Below are 15,642 nucleotides of genomic sequence, written 5' to 3'. Positions count from 1 at the left end.
CCGTCGAGGCGGAGCGTGCGAGGAGGGCGCTAGCCGGACGTCAGCCGGCCCCGGCCCGGCCCGGCCGCGGCCCGTCCAGCCGCCGCGCCAACGCGACGGTCCGCGGGTGCGGGGGGACGCCGAGCTCGTCGAGCGCCCGCGTGCAGCGCCCCAGCCACCGCCGTGCGGAGACGAGGTCGCCGGTCTCCAGGAGCGCGGTGACCAGGAGCTGGTAGGCGCCTTCCGCCCAGCGGTCGACGCCCAGCGCCCGCTCGGCCAGGGCCCGGGCCGGCGCGGCGCCGCCGCGGGCGAGGAGCAGCTCCCCGGCACGGACGGACGCGGCCACGAACCGGCCGCGCAGCCGGTCGCGCTCCCACTCCAGCCACTCGCCGCCGTCGACGTCGGGGAGGTAGTCCGTCCGCCAGAGGTCCACCGCCCGCCGGTAGCCGGTGAGCGCGGCCGACAGCGCCCCCTGCCGCTCGAGGCGGGCGGCGTCGTCCAGGAGCCGGTCGAAGGTCACCGAGTCGACCTCCAGCGGCCCGTCGACCACCAGGCGCAGCACCGGCCCGGTGCTGCGGACGAAGTACGGCGGGTCCTGCTCCCGCCGGTCGGGCTCGAGGGCGGCGAGCAGGTAGGCGAGGGTGACGCGGAGGTTGCGGGCGGCGGCCGCCGGGTCCAGGTCGGGCCACAGGTCGGCCGCCACCGCGGCGCGCGTGGGCCGGTCGTGGGTGAGCAGGTAGCCCAGCAGCCGGCGCACGCGTTCCCTGCGCAGCTGCGGGGCGGCGACCACCTCGCCGTCCCGGCGCAGCTCCATGGGCCCCAGGACGCGGAGCCCGAGCCGGTGGTGCGGCACGGCGGGCAGCTCCCGGAGCAGCCGCCGGGCAGTGACCGCGACCGGCCCGGTGCCGCCGGCACCCCGCACCCGCAGGGTGTCCCGCGCCCGGGAGCCGAGCTCCTCCACCAGCGCACGTCCCTCGTCCTCGCCGGTGGCGAGGAGCCCTAGCGAGAGATCCGCCGCCCAGGGCGCGGGCAGCAGGGCACGGGCGAGACGCCCGGTACCGGGCGGCAGGCGGCCGGCCTCGCCGGCGGACCCGTGCTCCCGCAGCGCCACGAGCGCACGGGTCACGCGGTGGACCTCCGCGAAGCAGCCGGCCGGTGGGTCGGCGTCCCAGCGTGCCCGGACCTCGGGGAGGAGCACGTAGAGGAGGGGCAGGGCCGCCGAGGACACCTGCAGGACCGCCGGGTTCCGCGCCAGCCCCAGGTGGAGCACCCCCCGCAGGGCCGCCGCCGCCCCCTCGTCCTCGCCACGCGACGCGCGGTGGAAGGCCTCCGCGACCGCCCCGGCGACCGGCGCCCAGGCGACCGAGGACGCGGCGACGACCGACCGGTGGCGCAGCAGCACGGCCTCGGCCTCGGCGTCCCGGCCGAGGAGGTCGAGCAGGACGACCGCGCAGGTGACGAGCTCGGGCGAGGTGAGCACCTTCCCCGGGGAGAGGCCGGCCAGCAGCTCCGGGAGCAGCTGCGCGGCCTCCTCGAGCCGCCCGCGGAGCCGGAGCGACTCGACCACCTGGCACCGGAACAGCACGGCGAGGTTCGACCCGGCGGAGGCCATCGCCCGGCGGGCGATCGCCTCGGCCTCGGCCGGCTCGCCGAGGGCGAGCAGCAGGAGGTGCGCCCGGAGCCAGTCCTGCACCGGGCTCAGCGGCGCACCGGCCAGCAGACCGGGGGCGGCCAGCTGGGCCCGCACCTCCCCGGGGTCCCGGGCCAGCAGCGCCCGGAACAGGGCGACCCACCCGGCCGCCCGGTCGGAGCCGGAGGCGGCCTGCTCGGCCAGCCGCTCGACGAACACCGTCATCCGCCGCCGGTCGGCGCGCCGGAACGCCACCTCCACCAGGCCGTTGAGGCAGGCAAAGGCCACCGGGGAGCCGTGCGGTGCCGCCGCGGAGGCCCGCTCGAGCAGCAGCTCGGCCGCCTCCGGGCTGCTCGGCTCGGCCACCATCGCGGCCAGCAGGAGGCCCTCGGCGCTGTCACGGACCTCGGGCGGCAGCCGGCGCAGCCACACCTCGAGCACGTCCGGCGGCACCAGCGGCGTCCCGACCTCGCAGACCTCGACGGCGAGATCGCGGACGCAGTCCCAGGCGCAGGCGTCGACCAGCAGGTGCATGGCGTCGTGGTAGCGGCGCCGCCGGGCCAGCACGGTGCCGGCGGTGCGCCGCGCCCGGGCGACCTGCCCGGCGCTCAGGCGTCCGTCGAGCACCCCGGCCCAGAGCGCGTGCAGGGACCACCACCCGGACGACCCCCGCACCACCAGCGGCAGGCCGTCGAGCAGGTCGGCGAGCCGGACCTCCCGCCCCAGGACCGCGGCGGCGATGCCCTCGTCCGCACCGCCGATGGCCACGAGCAGGGCGAGGGCGTGCAGCCGGTCCGCGGGCAGGCGCTCGAGCAGTTCCTCCCAGACGTACCCGGTGACCGCGGACGGCCCCGCGGTCGCGGTCAGCTCGGCCAGGGCCGGCCAGCCACCCACCCCGCTCAGCAGCTCGGGGGCCACGGCCCGGGACCCGGCGAAGGCGGACACCTCCTCGTCGCGGAACTGCAGGTCCGCCTCGGAGAGGACGACGGCGTCCCCGTTGGCCAGCAGCCGGGGGGAGAGCAGGGGCAGCGGTGGGCGGGCGGCGACGAGCAGGTGACCGTTGCGGGGCAGTTCCTCGACGAGCGCCGCGAGGAAGCGCCCCCCGGGTGAGGCGGCATCGACCAGGTGGGCGTCGTCCAGCACCAGGGCCAGGTGGCGGGGCGCGGCACGCCACATGACCTCGGCCACGGCGACGGCGGCGGCCCGCGGGGTCTCCGGGACCGGCGCCGCGGTCCCGAGGGCGGCGAGGGCTCCCGACGTGAGGAAGGAGAGCACCCCGTCGTCGGGCTGGCAGGTGAGCCAGCGGTCCTCGCCCAGGGGCGAGAGCGCGTTCTCCTCGACGGCCTGGGCCAGCAGCGTCGTCTTCCCGAAGCCGGCGGGTGCCACGACGGCCGTGAGCGGCCGCGCGAAGCGGGAGTGCAGAGGGGCGAGGAGCCGCGGCCTGAGGACGAGGTCACGGCCGGGGAGGGGTGGTTCGTACCGGAGCGCCCGGCTCATGCGCGGAGGGTAGTGGCCCGCGGACCGTGCGGCGGAGTCCTTTCCTCGCCCGCGCGACCCGGTACCCGGTCGCCCACCCGCCCCGGCGGCGGTCGGGCGTCGGCGCCGGCCGCTGGTCGCTGGTCGCGTCACCGGCCGCCGCCGCCCGGTGGCGAGCGGCGGCCCGGTGCTCAGCCGCCGCCCCGGTCGCCGCCCGGGTCGCCGTCCGGGTCGCCGTCCGCCGCGGGACGCCGGAGGGCCGCCAGCCGGTCGAGGGCGTAGCGGGCCGGGGGGTAGGGCACGCGTTCTCCGGTGGACGGCGCCCGGTCGTCCTCGGCCGGGCGGCGCGGGGCGGGGATCGCCGGGCGGACCGGACGGCGGTCGCCGCCGGTGCGCGCGGGCGTCGTCTCGGGGTTCCTGGTGGTCGCCATGGTGCCTCTCCTGTTCACCGGTGTGCTGCCCGAGGGACCTCGGACGTGTCGTCGCGCCGGAGGCGACCCCGCCCGGCGCGGGCGCTCGCCAGGCCCTCGCGGAAGCCGTGCGCGTACCAGAGGGGGCGTTGAGCCGGACCCCGGCGGGCGCGGTCCCCGCTCCGGCGCCCCGGACCAGCCGGGCGAGGTCGTCGGGACCCGACCCGTGCCAGCAGCCCAGCCCGGTCGGCTCCCGACCGGCTCGACCTCGACCGCCAGACGCCCGTCGCGACGGCCCGGCTCGCACGCCGCATCCAGGGCGCGCTGCAACGGCGACGGCGGCGCCTGCTCCTGCGCGTCCACTGCCCGCCTCCGGGGCCTCTCGTCGGGATCGCGGTCGCCCACCTCCCCGGACCGCCCGGCGGGGGCAGAGTGGTGGTGCACGACGGAGGAGGCGTCGGGGCCCGGTGATACGCCGTGGACCGCACCGGCCGGCGGACGCCGACGGCGCCCTCGGCGCGGGAGGTCCGGACCGGACCGCGCGCCGGCGGCCTGCTGCCCGGCCGGGCATCGGTCGGTCGCCCGCCGCCGGTCGCCTCGCGGCAGAGTGCGCGGGCATGAGCGGCTACCTCACCGAGCCCTGGTCGGACTTCTCCGTGGCGACGGTCGGCGCCTCGGCCGCCCTGACCGGACTGCTGGTCGTCGCCGTGTCGATCAACATCGACCAGATCCGGGCGGTCGACGCGCTGGTCGGACGCAGCCTCAGCACGATGGTGCTGTTCACCCTCCCGCTGGCGGTCGGCACGCTGCTCCTCGTCCCGGACCAGCCGAGGACGGTGCTGGGGATCGAGCTGGTCGTCGCCGGTCTGGGGACGGGCGTGGGCCTGCTGGCGATCAACCGGCCGGGTCGTCGGGGGGAGCTCGAACCGCGGGTCAGCTGGCTGCTGCTCCGCCTGGTCCCCAGCCTGACGATCGGGGCCTTCCTGGTGCTCGCCGGTGTCAGCCTGGTCGCCGGGGCCGGCGGTGGCCTGTACTGGGTGGCGCCCGCGGTCGTCGAGGCCTTCCTCGGAGGACTCGCGACGGTGTGGGTGCTGCTCGTGGAGATCCGCCGATGAGCGCCCGGCGAGCGCAGCTGCGCCGCCGCCGCAGGGGTACCCGTGGACGTCGTCGTCGGCCCGGGACCGACGGTCACCGAACAGCACGCGTCCCGGCTCGCGGACGGTGGCCTCGCTGTCGTGCAGCTCGCCACGTCGGACGACCGCGTCCTCCCGTGCGCCGAGGCCGGGCGCGGCGCTGCGGCGGGCCGGGTGATCGAGGCTGGTGACGTGGCCGCACGGCGACCGGGCGCCGTGCCGCGGCGTGCTCGGAGGCTCGGCACCCGGCACCTCCGCGGGGGCGTACGCCCCGGAGGACGCCGTCGTGGCGGAGTTCGTCCGCCCCCGCCCCCGCCCCCGCCCCGCGGTCAGCCGGTGGCGGCCGCCCGCTCGGCCGGGCTGCCGGTGCCCGCCGGGCGCAGCGCGATGCGCAGGGCATCGGTGAGGTAGTCGCGCACGACCCCGGGGTCGGCCGGATCCGCCACGAGTCCGAGGTAGCCGTCGGGGCGGATCAGCGCGAGCCCCTCGGGGCCCAGCCCGTAGGCCCGGCCGAGGACGTCGTCGGGGTCCACGACCCACTCCCCCTCCTCGGTGGCGGCTGCGGCACTGCCGGCGACGCGGACCACCGTGCCGAGATCCCCGAGCGCGTGGCGCAGTTCCCCGGCGACATCGGCATCGCCGGTGCGGGCCAGCAGCGCCAGGCCAGGACGGGCCAGCAGCTCCTCGACGGCCACCGGGGTCCCGTCGGGGCGGAGCAGTCCCACGGGGTCCGGCGCGTGGTCCCCGGCCCGTGCGCCGCGGCGGGTACGGGCGTGCTGCACCGACAGCGGGCTGTCGCGGTAACGGACGGTCAACTCGGCCATCGTCGTGGCGACGGCGTGCTCGAGCCTGTGGACGTGGCCGACGACGAACAGGGCGAGGTCCCGGACCGCGGCGCCGGGGCCGGAGGCGGTCCCGACGTCGGTCAGCACCGTGGTGGCGCGCACCACCTCGGCGCCCACGGGGTGCCGCTCGTCGTGGTAGCTGTCCAGCAGCGCCGCGTCCGCCCGGCCCCGGGCGACCAGGGCGAGCTTCCACGCCAGGTTGGCCGCGTCCTGGATGCCGGTGTTCATCCCCTGCGCTCCTGCCGGGCTGTGCACGTGCGCCGCGTCGCCGGCGAGGAGGACCCGGCCGTGCCGGTAGCGGGCGACCTGCGCGTGGTGGACCTCGAAATAGGTCAGCCAGCGGGGGGCCCGGACCCGGACCCTCCCGCCCATGCGCGCGTCGGCCAGGGCCTGGATCCGGTCCAGGGTGGGCGCACCCGCGCCGGGGGCGGGTGCCTCGACGGAGAACATGATCCGGGCACGGTCCCCGGCCAGCGGGAACAGGAGCCCCAGGCCGTCGGGATGGGTGAACATCCGGATGGCGTCCGGGGGCAGCGGCGTGTCGACGTCGACGTCGGCCATCGCGAAGTGCTGGCCGTGGAAGTCGCCCTCGAGGCGCGTGCCGAGGAGGTGGCGGGTGGTGCTGTGCCCGCCGTCGGCGGCGACGACCCATCCCACCCGTGCGGTCCGTTCCCCGCCGTGGGAGCGGAGGGTGACCCCGACACCGTCGGCGTCCTGCACGAGGTCGGTCAGCCGTACGCCGCGCTCGACGGGGACCCCCAGCTCGTCGGCGCGCTCGGCCAGGACCTCCTCGGTGTCGGGCTGCGCCACGTCCAGCACGTAGGGGTGCCGGCTGGAGGTCCTGGTGAGCTCGAGGCGGGCCCGCGTGCTCCCCGTCTGCCCGCTGACCACCTCGACAGCGGCGATCTGCCGGCCGCGGGCCTCCAACCGGCCCAGCACGCCCAACGCCGCGAGCATCTCCATGCTGCGGGCATGCACGCCCACGGCCCGTGACTCGGTGGCCGGCCGCTCGAGGGCCTCGACGACCCGCACCGCGATGCCGAGCCGGGCCAGCTGGCAAGCCGCCGTCAGGCCCACCGGCCCGGCCCCGACCACCAGCACGTCGTCCGTGGTGCCCATGCTCCGCCCCTCCCCGCTCCGCCCCCGCTCCACGAGCCGGGCGGAGATCCGTTCGTCCCGCCGCACCCGCCGTGCAGCCGGTGCCCCACCGTCGCGCCGACCGCTCCAACCCGGCTCCAAGCGCCGGCCGCGCGCCGGAGCGGGGCGTCCGGAGCTCATCGTCTGCCTGGGCCGCCCGCTGCCCGGCGCCACCGCCGATGCCCGGCCGTGCCAGGTCGACCTGGCGCGCTCACCACCTGGGTCGGCTGACCGGAGGCACACCCGGGGGAGTCGGCCGTCCGCGACTTCCCGGACCGGTGCCGTACCGCATCTGCAGACCGCGGCGCCCGGGGACCTACCGCGGTACGGCGAGATGCGGTACGCAGTGGTCCGACGACGCACCGGGACGACCGGTGCCGGGCGCCCGGCGCCCACGTCACCGAGGTGCGGGGGCTCCCCGCCCCTGCGGCACCGGGACGGCTCGTCAGGAGGTGCCGTGCTGCCCGACATCCCCGCAGACGCGCTGCACTTCCGCGATCTCGGGCCGCTGGAGGTCGAACGCGCCGGTACCCCGGTCGGCCTGGGAGGCACCCGGCTCGCCGCCGCGCTGTCCCTGCTGCTGGTCAACGCCGGCCGGCACGTCGGCGTCGACTCCCTGTCGGACGCGATGTGGGGTGCGGAGTCCGCAGCGCGGTCGCCGTCGACCCTCGACTCGCACGTCTGGCGGCTGCGCAGGGCCCTGGAACCGGGGCGGCCGCGCGGCTCACCGTCGACCGTCCTCCGCCACGACCCCGGCGGCTACCGGCTCGTCACCGGCACCGCCGCCGTCGACTCGGCGCGGTTCGGCGCCCTGGCCGAGGAGGCGCGCGGCCTGCTGTCCGCCGGCCGGGCGGCCGAGGCCTGCCGGCGCGCCGAGCAGGCGCTGGGGCTGTGGCGGGGCCGGCCCTACGGCCGCTTCGCCGACGAGCCGTGGGCCGTCGCCGCGGTAGCCCGGTCGACCGAGGTCCGGGACCAGCTGCGCGAACTGCTCGCGGAGGCTCTGATCTCCGCCGGCTCGCCGGAGCGGGCGGTGCTCGCCCTCGGCCCCGGCCTGGTGGAGACCCCGCTGCGCGAGCGGCTCTGGGCCCTGCGCATGCTGGCGCAGCACCGCCTGGGCCGGGCGCAGGAGGCCCTGCGCAGCTACCACGAGGTCCGCGCCCTGCTCCTCGACGAGCTCGGGCTCGAGCCGGGTGCCGAGCTGCGGGAGCTGCACGGCCGCATCCTCGCGGAGGACCCCACCCTGGCCGGCCCCACACCCGCGCCCGTCGTCCCGGCCGTCGACGCAGCTGCCCTCCGGGCCGGTCCCGCGACCGGGGACCGGTCGACGGGCGGTGTCCCGGGCGAGGTGCACCTCCCCGCCGGGTGTCCGCGCTCGTGGGCCGGGAGACCGAGCTGGAGGAGCTGACGCACGTGGTCCCCCGGGCCGCCCTGACCACGTCGGTGGGCGCGGCCGGGGGCGGCAGGACCCGGCTGGCCGCCGAGGTGGCGCGTTCGCTGGCCGACCGGTTCCCGGGTGGCGTCTGGTTCGTCGACCCGACCGTGACCCGGGACGCCGGGTCTGTGCTCTCCGCCGTCGTCCCGGCCCCGCCTCGGCGTCGGCCGGCAGCCGGGAACCGATCGCGGTCGACGGCGAGCCCGTGCACCCGGTCGGGCCGCTCCCCCTGCCCACGGAGGACGACCCGAGGGAACGGGTCCGCGTGGAGCACCGGCCCGGGGACACCCGGTTCGCGCGCCCGTCGGGAGGCCCCTCGTCGCGGCTCCTCCACGCGGGCTCCACGAGTGGCCACCGTCCGGTCGCGCACCGTTGGAGCGCGGTTGGAGCGGCTGCCGGGAGGGTCGAGCCAGCAGGCGGGGGACGCCGCCTCCCGAGAGCGGAGATCCACGTGCACGCTTTCTTCGAGGACGACGACTTCCAGTTCGCGGTCGAGAACGTCCTCGGCAGCGCCTACTCCCGCGCGGCTGACGTCGGCGAGGTGTTGACGACCGTCGACCGGATACCGAACGGCTCCGCGACAGCGTGGGTCGAGCAGTGGACGGCCACCGCCGACCGCGTCGCCGGCGAGGCGCGAGCGGCCGAGGACGCCGGCCACGCGCGGACCGCCGCGGCGCGCTGGCTACGTGCGTCGAGCTACTACTCCGAGGCATCGGACAAGGCCGACGCCACCGGCGGTTTCACCGCGCTGTGGGAGCGGCACCGCGACGCCTGGGACCGCTTCGTCGACCTGAGCACGGCCTCCGGCGAGGTCACGGTGGAGCGCATCCAGATCCCCTACGAGGGCACCGCCCTGCCCGGGTACTTCTTCCGCCGTGGGCCGGCCACCGACCCCCGGCGGACGCTGGTGTACACCAACGGCAGCGACGGCTCCGTCGTCGGCGCCTGGTCCCGGGGGATCGCCGACGCCCTCGCCCGCGGCTGGAACGCGATGACCTACGACGGCCCCGGGCAGAACGCCGCGCTGCTGCGACAGGGCCTCCCCTTCCGCCCGGACTGGGAGCACGTCCTCACGCCCGTGATCGACCACCTGACGAAGCGACCGGACGTCGACCCGTCCCGGATCGCGGTCATGGGGGTCAGCCAGGGCGGGTACTGGGTCCCCCGCGCCGCGGCCTTCGAGCACCGCATCACGGCTGCTGTCATCGATCCCGGCGTCGTGGACGTCTCGACCACCATGCTCCAGCAGCTCCCGCACTTCCTCGTCCGGCTGCTGGACGCCGGGGACCGGCAGAAGTTCGACGCGGACATGTCCTGGGCGCTGAAGGTCTCCCCGGCGACCCGCTCCGTGCTGCGGTGGCGGATGCGGCCCTACGGGGTGACCTCCCCCTTCGACTTCTTCACCGCCGCCCGCGGGTACGCGCTGACCGAGGAGCAGCTGGCCGCGATCGCCTGCCCCGTGCTCATCACCGATCCCGAGCACGAGCAGTTCTGGCCCGGGCAGTCCGCGCGCATGGCCGCCGCGCTCACCTGCCCCGTCACGCTGCTGCCCTTCACCGCGGCCGAGGGGGCGGACTCGCACTGCGAACCGGCGGCGACGGGGCTTCGCGGCGAGCGCGTCTTCGACTGGCTGGAGGCACATGTGGCCGCGTGAGCCGGCGCCCGGACGCGGCTGGGGGCTCCGGCGGGCCGATCGCGCCCAGGCGGGGCGACACCGGCCATCGCGCCCGGGACCGTCGCCGGATCCGCCGGCGCGGGCACCCGGACCCGGTGGCGTCCCCGCGACGTCGTCCCGGAGGAGCCGCCGACCACGACCGCCGACCGCGAGCCCCTGCTGCGCTCCCTCTACGCCGCGTCCGACGCGCGCGACCTCGACACGGTGCCGGCGGCCATGGCACCCGACGTCGACCGGCCCGACGGCTGGCACGGCGGGCGGGTCGTCGGGCACGACGCCGTGCGGCGCTACCGGGAGGGCCAGTGGGCCGAGATCCACCCCTCCGTCCGGCCGACCGCGGTCTCGCCGCGGGACGACGGGACCGTGGAGGTCGCCGTGCAGCAGGTGGTCCGCGACCGCACCGGCACCCTCCTCGACGTCGCCGACGTCCGGCACGTGTACGCCTTCGACGGCGACCTCGTGCGCCGCACGGACGTCGAGCGGGAGCCGACGACCGGGGTCAGCCCCGGCCGACCAGCTGCCGCAGCCGCTGGGTGTCCGCGTCGGTCCAGCCCGGCGGCTGCGCCACCTCCGCCCACGCGTCGGCGTAGTCGGCCTCGTAGCGGTGGCCGTGCCCGTCCGGCACGTCGACCGAGAAGACGAGGTCGGCGGTCACCTGCCAGAAGGTGACGAAGGGCAGCCAGACCATGTCGGGCGAGACGTCCGGCCCCCGCTCCCCCTCCAACCAGTCGGGCCGGCTCAGCAGCAGCCGCGGTGACCACCACACGATCGGGTCGGAGGCGTTCTGCAGGTAGGCGACCCGGGGCTCGCCCCACGGGGCCGGCGGCCCGGCCAGGTCGGGTGCCTCGTCGGCGAAGCGGACCGTCCGGCCCCCGTCGTACACCGGGAGCCACTCCGGCGTGCCGGCGTCCCGGTCGGCCACGAGCTCCCGCCACAGCTCGTTGGAGTTCGGCGGGCCGGCCCACACCACGCCGTCGGTGCGGTTGGCGATGTCGGCCAGGCCGCTGAAGGCGGCCTCCCCGCCGTAGGTCCCCAGGCTCTCGCCGAGGACGAACAACCGCGGCCGGTCCTCCGGCGGCAGCTGCGCCCACGCGCCGTAGACGGCGTCGAACAGCGCCCGGCCGGCGTCGCGCGCCTTCGCCTGGTCGACGAGGAAGGACAGCCAGCTGGGCAGGTAGGAGTACTGCATCGCCACCATGGCGGTGTCGCCGTTGAAGACGTGCTCCAGCGCGCTGCTGGCCGCCGGGTCCACCCAGCCGGTCCCGGTGGTCGTGACCACGGCCAGCGCGGCCCGGTCGAGGCCGCCGGCCCGCTGCAGGTCGCGGACGGCGATCGCCGCCCGGTCGGCGACGTCCTCGGCGGTGGCCAGCCCTGCGTAGGCGCGGACCGGCTGGAGCGCCGGGCGGCCGGAGAACGCGGCCAGCTCCTCCGGTGTGGGGCCGGTGCCGGCGAAGTTGCGGCCCTGCAGGCCCAGCGAGTCCCAGGCCACCAGGGAGCCGGGGCCGCCGGACCGCTCGGGGACGGTGGGCTGCACCGCACCCGCCTCGGTGCCGTCGTCGCGGACGCCGAATGCCGAGTTGGCGGTCTCGACCAGCCCCCGGAAGAGGACGCCGTCGACCAGGACGACCACCAGCGCGCCGGCCAGGACCACGCCCAGCGGTCGCGCGATCCGGCCGGGGAGCACCCGCCCCAGCGCCCGGACCAGCCACCGGCCCGTCCACCGGACGCCGCGGCCGGCGGCGACCAGACCCGCGAAGACCAGCACCGCGACGACGACGATGCCCGCGGCGGACCACCCCTCCGGCGGGTCGAGCCCCATCAGCCGGTGGATGTCGCGCTGCCAGCCCACCCCGAGCCACAGCGCCACCACGACGAGCACCGGACCGCCGACGGCCACCGCCTGCCAGGCGCGGCGGCGGGCGGCGGCGGACAGCCGCCGGTCGGCGACCTCGGCGACGAACCAGGCGATCGCGACGCCCACCCCGTAGCCGACCGCGGCGGTGATCCCGGCGATCAGCCCCTGGAGCAGCCAGCCCCGGGGCAGCAGCGAGGGCGTGAGGGAGGCGCAGCCGAGCACGAGCGCCCCCACGGTGCCGCTCCACGGGTACCGCGGCAGCCACCGGGTCCACCGGCGCCGGGGTCGCGGCACGGCCTCGGCCGACGGCGGCCGGGTGGGGGCCTCCGGGCCGGCGTCCGGCGTCCGGGTGGCGGGTTCGGTGTCCATGGGGCGCTCCGCTCGCGGGAGCGCCGACGCTAGCGACGCCCCGGCCGGCCGGACTCGTACCCGGAGGATGAGACGTGGCCGGGCACCTGCCCCGCCGGGTCAGACCGCCGAGCGGTTCCCGAGCGCGTCGGTCAGCAGGGCGACCAGCGCCTCGAGCTGCACGTCGGCCGAGGAGGCGACCTCCTCGTCGGACCCGTCCAGCGCCCGGGCGGCCAGCCCCGCCTTGCTGTCGATCAGCTCGGCGATCCGGGCGTCGATGGTCTGGGCCGCGATGATCCGCCACGCGGTGACCGGCTCGGTCTGGCCGATGCGGTGGCTGCGGTCGATCGCCTGGGTCTGCTCCGCGTCGGTCCAGGACAGCTCGGCGAGCACGATGTTCGACGCGACCTGCAGGTTCAGCCCCACGCCGGCCGCCGTCAGCGAGCAGACGGCGACGGCGACCCCGGGGTCGTTCACGAACGCGTCGATCTGCTTCTGCCGCGCCGACGGCGTCTGGTCCCCGCGGATCGACGAGTACCGGACCCCGAGCCGGTCGAAGGTCTCCTCGGCGGCGTCCATCACGTCGACGTGCTTGGCGAAGAAGACGACCTTGCCGGCGCTGCGGGCGAGCTGGGCGGCGTAGTCCGCGGCCAGGCCGGCCTTGGCCTGGCCGATCCGGCGCATCATGCCGAACACGTTCTCGCCGGTCGACGTCCCGTTCGCGTCCTTGAGCTCCCACCCGGCGACGGTCCGGACGAGGTCGTGATCGATGCCCTCGACCTCCGTGGCCCCCGAGCGCGCGGCCAGCGCCGACTCGTAGCGGGACACCAGCCGGCGGGCGAGGTCCTGCTCGGCCGCCCGGATCGACCGGCCGGCCGCCCCGTCGAGCTCGACGGGCAGGTCGGCGACGCGGCGGGCGGGGATGTCGGCGGCCACGTCGACCTTGCGGCGCCGGACGATGCCCCGGTCGATGACGTCCTGCCGCGCCGCGGGGTAGAAGCCCGGGTCCGCGGGGGTCAGGCCGGTCTCCTCCAGCGCGTCCATGAGCTCGCCGATCGGCTGCGACTCGTCGATCCAGCCGAGGAACTGCCAGATGGACCGGAAGTCCTCGATGTCGTTGATCAGCGGGGTCCCGGTGAGGGCCATGAGCAGCGGCTGCTGCGTGCGCGACCGGATGCGATCGGACAGCGCGAGCACGTGCTGCGAGCGCTGGGCGGTCTTGTTCTTGATGAAGTGCGCCTCGTCGACGACCATCCCGCGGAAACCGAAGTCCCCGAGCCAGCCCACGTGGCGGTCGAGCACCTCGTAGTTGACGACGACGACGTCGGCGAAGCCGTCGACCGTCTCGCCGTCGCCCTGGACCACGGTCGCCGAGCGGTGCGGGATCCAGCGCGCGGCCTCGCGCGCCCAGTTGGTCTTGACGACGTTCGGGACGACGACGAGCAGCGGGTAGGCCTCGGCCGCCTCGGCGGCGAGCAGCGACTGCGCCGTCTTGCCCAGGCCGGGCTCGTCGGCGAGCAGGAAGGTCCGGTGGCCGGCCGCGGCGGCGGCGACGAGCCGGCCCTGGTGCGGCATCGGCTCGAGCTCGGCCGGGGCGAACCGGTCGGTCGGCTCGGGCAGCTCCATGCACGCCGGGGCGCCGCCGCCGGCGCGCTCGAAGGAGTTGAGCAGCGGACCGAGCAGCTCCCACCCGGCCAGGCGGCGGGGACGGGACGGGCGCTGCGGCACGGCGGAGTAGTCGGGCGCGAGGAAGGGGTTGGCCAGCTGCCGGGAGACCACCGACTGCGGCACGACGCGCCGCTCCGCGCCCGCGGGGGGCTCCGCGGTGGGCGCCGGCGCGACGTCCTCGGGGGCCGGCTCGAGCCCGACGTCGCGCAGCATCTCCGCCTTGAGCGACCGGGCCCGGTCGGAGACGACGGCGTCGTCGGCGAGCAGCGCCAGCAGCCCGGCGTCCCGGACGGCGGTCGTCGCGAGGACGGTCGCGATGCCGTCCAGCCGCTTGAGCTGCTCGGCCCGGTGGCCGTCGCCACCGGCAGCCTCCCGGACGCGGGCGCGCTCGTCGCGCAGCAGGAGGGCGACGGCCTGGAACTTCGCGCGCACCTCGGGCGTCACGCGGCCGCGCTGGGTGGCCGCCTCGACCTCGCGGACGGTCCGGGCGAGCAGCGAGACGACGTCGCCGCGCTGGCGGACCGGTCGCTGCTTCCGCGGGGCGGCGGGACGGCGAGCGCCCCTCTGGCGCTGGCCTGCTCGAGCCACGAACTCCTCCTCCACATGCCGGGCACGGGCGCCCCGGCAGCACGCTGCACCGTCCGTCCCGCGGGCCGGGCGGCCGAGGCCCTCCGCGGCCCCGGTCACCGGGACGCCCGGCGCGGCTCCCCAGGGGGCCACGGCGCGGGCCACGGCGGGCCCGGTCGGCCCTGCCGGGCCCCGGTGGACCTCGCGGCCGGTGCACGGCCGCCGGCGGGTGCGCGGGGGACCACGGGACGCGGGGGTCCCGGCCGAGGACCGGGCTCGGTCCTCGCATCGGTACCTCCGGTGCAACGTGTCCGAGAGTATGCAATTCCCACCCGCCGCCCGCACGTCGCCCCGCTCGGACGGGGACCGCCGGGACGGGTGGACCGCCGGGGTCCCGCTGCGTTCTCGTGCCGCCGGGCGCGGACGCGTCGCGCGAGCAGGCCCGCGCGCGTGCGGAGGTGGCGACCTGCACAGCCCGGCGGCCGTGCGGGACCGGCTGCGCGGTCGCCGGGCGAGCACCGCCGTCACCGGTACCCCCGCGGGCGGAGCGGGACCTGGGTCGAGCGGTGCGATGACGGCGAGGTGCCGCCGTGACCGACCGACGAGAGGCCCGCCGGGGACGCCCTGGAGCTGCGCGGGCCGACCGGCGGCTCACCCGTCCGGTCGGTGGAGGCGAACCGCACCACCCCGCCACCCCGCCACCCTGGGGAAGAACCCCATCACGCGCGGACGACGCCATCCGGGGGGCGTACCGTCCAGACACGGAGCCGCTCAGGTTCCCGGTGAGGGAGCGCGACATGGCCGACAAGTCCCCTCGACACACGATGTCGAAGAAGTCCGGCAAGTCGATCAAGGAGAAGCGCCTCGAGCGCAAGGCGAAGGCCGACGCCCCGTCCCAGATGGAGCGGCTGACCCGGGACAAGAAGCACTGAGCCCCGCCGCCCCGGGTTCGGGCCCGGCGCCGACGGCGTGGCCCGTCCGGGACGTGGCCCCGCCCGTCGACCACGCCGCATCCGTCCCCTGCGCCCGGAGCGCGGTCCGCGGGGGTCGCCTCGACGGCTCACCCTCCCGGGCGACCGCGTCCACCCACCGACCGGAGGGAGCCGTGCCATGAGCACCGAGTCGCAGGACGCAGGCAGCCGAGGGAGGCCCCGGACCGCGAGGGATCGGACCACCGATGCCCTCGCCCGCGAGGACGCCGACGCGCGCGCCGACGTCGAGGAGGACCGGCGCCGGCAACGAGAACTGGACGATGCGGAGCTGGGCGGGGAGGCCTGAACCACGCACGCCCGGCAGTGCTCCCGACGGGTCGTCGCGGTCTGCGCCGTCCGCACGGGCCGACCGGTCACACCGGCGTGCCCTGGCTCGGTGCCCCACCGCGCGGACGGGCCGGGTACCCCGGGGTAGGACCGGGTGGGTCCCCCTCGGTCACGACCGGGCGGATCGCGGTCCCCACGGCCAGCGCGCCCGGCTCCCTCGCCCGCCGT

General features: G+C 77.3%; 10 protein-coding genes. 5 read left to right on the top strand and 5 right to left on the bottom strand.

Annotated elements, in window-relative coordinates; translation table 11 throughout:
* Positions 1-40: 40 nt before the first annotated feature.
* Positions 41-3,106 (bottom strand): BTAD domain-containing putative transcriptional regulator, encoded by a 3,066-nt coding sequence (locus ACI8AC_RS09960; RefSeq protein ID WP_456897598.1) that lies wholly within the window; start codon positions 3,104-3,106, stop codon positions 41-43.
* Between the two features lie 170 nt (positions 3,107-3,276).
* The gene (locus ACI8AC_RS09955; protein WP_456897597.1) at positions 3,277-3,516 is read right to left on the bottom strand and encodes a hypothetical protein; all 240 of its coding nucleotides are present in this window, start codon (positions 3,514-3,516) and stop codon (positions 3,277-3,279) included.
* A gap of 596 nt (positions 3,517-4,112) precedes the next feature.
* Here ACI8AC_RS09955 and ACI8AC_RS09950 point away from each other — a divergent pair.
* Positions 4,113-4,610: a hypothetical protein gene (locus ACI8AC_RS09950; protein ID WP_456897596.1), complete on the top strand. Its 498-nt coding sequence runs from the start codon at positions 4,113-4,115 to the stop codon at positions 4,608-4,610.
* Positions 4,611-4,957: 347 nt separating this feature from the next.
* Here ACI8AC_RS09950 and ACI8AC_RS09945 read toward each other — a convergent pair whose 3' ends face one another.
* Positions 4,958-6,751, bottom strand: a complete 1,794-nt coding sequence (locus ACI8AC_RS09945) for an FAD-dependent monooxygenase (protein ID WP_456897595.1) — start codon at positions 6,749-6,751, stop codon at positions 4,958-4,960.
* Between the two features lie 316 nt (positions 6,752-7,067).
* Between ACI8AC_RS09945 and ACI8AC_RS09940 the strand changes: the two genes are divergently transcribed.
* Both ACI8AC_RS09940 and ACI8AC_RS09935 read left to right on the top strand, forming a co-directional pair.
* Positions 7,068-8,015 (top strand): AfsR/SARP family transcriptional regulator, encoded by a 948-nt coding sequence (locus ACI8AC_RS09940; protein ID WP_456897594.1) that lies wholly within the window; start codon positions 7,068-7,070, stop codon positions 8,013-8,015.
* 478 nt (positions 8,016-8,493) lie between these two features.
* Entirely contained in the window at positions 8,494-9,696 is a 1,203-nt protein-coding gene (locus tag ACI8AC_RS09935) for an alpha/beta hydrolase family protein (RefSeq protein ID WP_456897593.1), read from the top strand.
* A gap of 520 nt (positions 9,697-10,216) precedes the next feature.
* Here the strand turns inward: ACI8AC_RS09935 and ACI8AC_RS09930 are convergent.
* Together ACI8AC_RS09930 and ACI8AC_RS09925 are read right to left on the bottom strand one after the other, a co-directional pair.
* Positions 10,217-11,941 carry an alpha/beta hydrolase gene (locus tag ACI8AC_RS09930; RefSeq protein WP_456897592.1) on the bottom strand — a complete coding sequence of 575 codons (1,725 nt, stop codon included), beginning with the start codon at positions 11,939-11,941 and terminating at the stop codon, positions 10,217-10,219.
* A gap of 99 nt (positions 11,942-12,040) precedes the next feature.
* Positions 12,041-14,176 carry a DEAD/DEAH box helicase gene (locus tag ACI8AC_RS09925; RefSeq protein WP_456897591.1) on the bottom strand — a complete coding sequence of 712 codons (2,136 nt, stop codon included), beginning with the start codon at positions 14,174-14,176 and terminating at the stop codon, positions 12,041-12,043.
* A gap of 761 nt (positions 14,177-14,937) precedes the next feature.
* Between ACI8AC_RS09925 and ACI8AC_RS09920 the strand changes: the two genes are divergently transcribed.
* Positions 14,938-15,087 (top strand): hypothetical protein, encoded by a 150-nt coding sequence (locus ACI8AC_RS09920; RefSeq protein ID WP_456897590.1) that lies wholly within the window; start codon positions 14,938-14,940, stop codon positions 15,085-15,087.
* A 178-nt stretch (positions 15,088-15,265) separates the two neighbouring features.
* The gene (locus ACI8AC_RS09915; protein WP_456897589.1) at positions 15,266-15,433 is read left to right on the top strand and encodes a hypothetical protein; all 168 of its coding nucleotides are present in this window, start codon (positions 15,266-15,268) and stop codon (positions 15,431-15,433) included.
* The last annotated feature ends 209 nt before the right edge of the window (positions 15,434-15,642 follow it).

This window comes from Geodermatophilus sp. SYSU D00758, from assembly GCF_054049955.1.
This window is presented reverse-complemented; position numbering and strand designations above follow the sequence as displayed.

Excerpts from the sequence above, each read along its gene's own strand:
- ACI8AC_RS09960 (WP_456897598.1), bottom strand. The coding sequence starts at position 3,106 with ATGAGCCGGGCGCTCCGGTACGAACCACCCCTCCCCGGCCGTGACCTC.
- ACI8AC_RS09955 (WP_456897597.1), bottom strand. The coding sequence starts at position 3,516 with ATGGCGACCACCAGGAACCCCGAGACGACGCCCGCGCGCACCGGCGGC.
- ACI8AC_RS09950 (WP_456897596.1), top strand. The coding sequence starts at position 4,113 with ATGAGCGGCTACCTCACCGAGCCCTGGTCGGACTTCTCCGTGGCGACG.
- ACI8AC_RS09945 (WP_456897595.1), bottom strand. The coding sequence starts at position 6,751 with ATGAGCTCCGGACGCCCCGCTCCGGCGCGCGGCCGGCGCTTGGAGCCG.
- ACI8AC_RS09930 (WP_456897592.1), bottom strand. The coding sequence starts at position 11,941 with ATGGACACCGAACCCGCCACCCGGACGCCGGACGCCGGCCCGGAGGCC.
- ACI8AC_RS09915 (WP_456897589.1), top strand. The coding sequence starts at position 15,266 with ATGAGCACCGAGTCGCAGGACGCAGGCAGCCGAGGGAGGCCCCGGACC.